The sequence below is a fragment of the Dyella sp. 01N36 genome, assembly GCF_056399745.1.
In genome coordinates this window covers 1-3118 of the sequence record NZ_JBFTRY010000295.1, presented here as the reverse complement: position 1 = coordinate 3118, position 3118 = coordinate 1, and the positions used below count along the sequence as shown (strand labels likewise).

The window sequence follows — 3118 nt, the reverse complement described above, 5'->3', positions numbered from 1 at the left end:
CGGCCAACGCCGTGCTGATGGTGGAATCGGAAGCCAAGCTGCTGTCCGAGGAAGTGATGCTCGGCGCCGTGGTGTTCGGTCACCAGCAGCTGCAGGTGGCCGTCCGCGCCATCGCCGAGCTGGCCACCGAGGCGGCTCGTCCGTCCATGGCATGGTCCGCTCCGGCCCGCAACGAGTCGCTGATCGCCGCCCTCACCGGCGCCGTCGGCAACCAGCTGGAAGCCGCCTTCCAGGTGCGCGACAAGCTGCAGCGCCGCGACGCCATCGCCGCCATCAAGAGCGACGTGCTCGCTTCGCTGGCTGCCGATGTCGAAGCCAAGGGCTGGGACAAGGCCGAGCTGTCGAAGGAATTCGCCGAGCTCGAGTACCGCACCATGCGCGACGGCGTCCTCAAGACGAAGATCCGCATCGACGGTCGCAACCTGGACGACGTCCGCCCGATCTCCATCCGTGTCGGCGTGCTGCCGCGCACCCATGGTTCGGCACTGTTCACCCGCGGCGAAACCCAGGCGCTGGTCGTGACCACGCTGGGCACCACCCGCGATGCACAGATCATCGATGCGCCGGAAGGCGAGTCGAAGGATCCGTTCCTGTTCCATTACAACTTCCCGCCGTTCTCGGTCGGTGAAGCCGGTCGCTTCGGCGCGCCGAAGCGTCGCGAAATCGGCCACGGCCGCCTCGCCAAGCGCGGCGTGCAGGCCGTCAAGCCGAGCATCGAAGAGTTCCCGTACGTGGTGCGCGTGGTTTCGGAAATCACCGAATCCAACGGTTCCTCGTCGATGGCTTCGGTGTGCGGTTCGTCGCTGGCCATGATGGACGCGGGCGTCCCGCTGAAGTCGCCGGTCGCCGGTATCGCCATGGGTCTGGTCAAGGAAGGCAGCGACTTCGTCGTGCTGTCGGACATCCTGGGTGACGAAGATCACCTCGGCGACATGGACTTCAAGGTGGCCGGTAGCGCCGATGGCATCTCCGCGCTGCAGATGGACATCAAGATCGACGGCATCACCGAAGAGATCATGAAGGTGGCGCTGGAACAGGCCAAGCGTGGTCGTCTGCACATCCTCGGCGAAATGGCCAAGGTGATCAGCACCGCCCGCACCGAGATGAGCGAGTATGCCCCGCGCCTGCTCACCATCAAGATCCATCCGGACAAGATCCGCGAAGTGATCGGCAAGGGTGGCGCGACCATCCGCTCCATCACTGAAGAGACCGGCACCACCATCGATATCAGCGATGACGGCACCGTGATCATCGCCTCGGTCAACCGCGAAGCAGCCAACGCCGCCAAGGCGCGCATCGAGCAGATCGTCTCCGACGTCGAGCCGGGCCGCATTTACGAAGGCAAGGTTGCCAAGCTGATGGACTTCGGCGCGTTCGTGACCATCATGCCGGGCAAGGACGGCCTGGTGCACGTCTCGCAGATCTCCAGCGAGCGCGTGGAAAAGGTATCCGACAAGCTCAAGGAAGGCGACATCGTCAAGGTCAAGGTGCTCGAAGTGGACAAGCAGGGCCGTATCCGCCTGTCCATGAAGGCCGTGACCGAGGACGAAGGCACCAACGCCTAAGTCGTCGATCCAAGGTACCAACAGAAGCCCGGCGAAAGCCGGGCTTTTGCTTTAGAGCCTGTTGACGCTCTCCGCATGGCCCGGGCCGGGTCTGTTTGCACACAGGTCGGCGTCATCACTCAGTCGTGTACGGACGTACACTCCTTCGCTCTTCCTTGCCCTGAGCGCAAACAGCTCCCGGCGCGGGCCATGCGGAGAGCGTCAACAGGCTCTTGGGCCCTGCATGACTGCCCGCTGATGGTGCGCTGCGATGCGCTCGAGTTTGGGCCCGAACTAATGCGCTTTTTGCGTCCGTCGCAACAGGCTTTTGCTACGATGGCTTGAGCATGAAGAGGACGTGGGCATGGCCGACCCGGCGAATGACTTTCTGAAGGACTACCAGGCGATGGCGCAGCAATCCTGGGAAGCCTGGACACGCTATCTGCAGCAGCCAGCCGCTTCGGCGCCATTCGGTGCAGGAGCCTCGCCGTTCGGATCGATGGGCGCCGGCGACGACTTGATGGCGCGCAGCATGGCCGCGCTCAAGGGTTATGGCGACTGGTTGCAGGGTGCCGCGAGCAGTGGCCTTGGGCAGGGTCCCGCCGATTGGCAGCAGTCCTTGCAGCAGCTCTTTTCGTCGCTGGGCGGTCAGCCGTTTGCGCATGCTTTTGCCAGCATCGACAGCGAGTCTGCCAAGAGCTTCGCTCAGATGTGGCWGGGCTGGATGCAAACCAACCCGCCGAGCTTTGGCGGCATGAAGTTCGACGTCGAGCATATGGCCGCCTTTGGCTACACCCGCGAACGCCAGCGCATGCAGCAGGCGCTGGCGACGGCGATGCAGGATTACGCCGAGTGGGCCGGCAAATACCAGGCCCTGATCCAGCGCGCCAATACAGAAGGTTTTGAACGTCTGCAGTCCAAGCTGGCCGGGCTGGCCGAGTCGCCCAAGCAGATCGAATCGCTCAAGGCGCTCTACGACCTGTGGGTGGATGCGGCCGAAGAGGCCTATGCGCAGATCGCGCTGTCGGAAGAATTCCGCCATGCCTATGGCGAGATGGTCAATGCACAGGGCCGCGTGCGCCAGTTGCAGCAACAACAGCTCGATGCCTTGTGCCGCGAGATGGGTATGCCGACGCGCAGCGAGGTCACCGCGCTCGGCAAGCGCCTGCATGAGCTTCGTCGCGAGCTGCGTGAAGGCCGTGCACCGCAGCGCGAGGATGAATTGACGAGCCTTCGCGCCGAAGTGGCAGCGCTCAAGCGCCAGCTGGCGACCAAGCAAGAGACCGTCAAGCCGGTCGAGAAGAAGCCGCCGTCGCGCGGCACCAAGCGGGCCACGGAAAGCATCGACGTCAGCGGCTCGAAGAAATCATCTGCCGTGGCCGCCCGCAAGACCGTTGCGCGCGGCGTCAAGCGCACGCGCAAGTAAGGACTATTTATGCAACCACCGCTACGCCTCGATCCGGCCGCGCTGATGGGCGAAATCACCGCTTTCCAGCGCAAGCTGGCTGCGGGCATGGAGCATCTCAAGCGCCAGCTCGAGCCCGAATACGCCAATACGCCGCGCGAGCTGGTGT

At 64.0% G+C, this 3118-nt stretch carries 2 protein-coding genes; both read left to right on the top strand.

Translation table 11 applies throughout. The features are described from left to right. On the top strand, positions 1-1565 hold a 1565-nt coding region (gene pnp / locus AC1DMG_RS21230), incomplete at its 5' end, for a polyribonucleotide nucleotidyltransferase (protein WP_477181064.1). Positions 1566-1908: 343 nt separating this feature from the next. After that, complete coding sequence (locus AC1DMG_RS21225; RefSeq protein ID WP_477181063.1) at positions 1909-2970, top strand: poly(R)-hydroxyalkanoic acid synthase subunit PhaE; 1062 nt, start codon at positions 1909-1911, stop codon at positions 2968-2970. Positions 2971-3118: the final 148 nt, after the last annotated feature.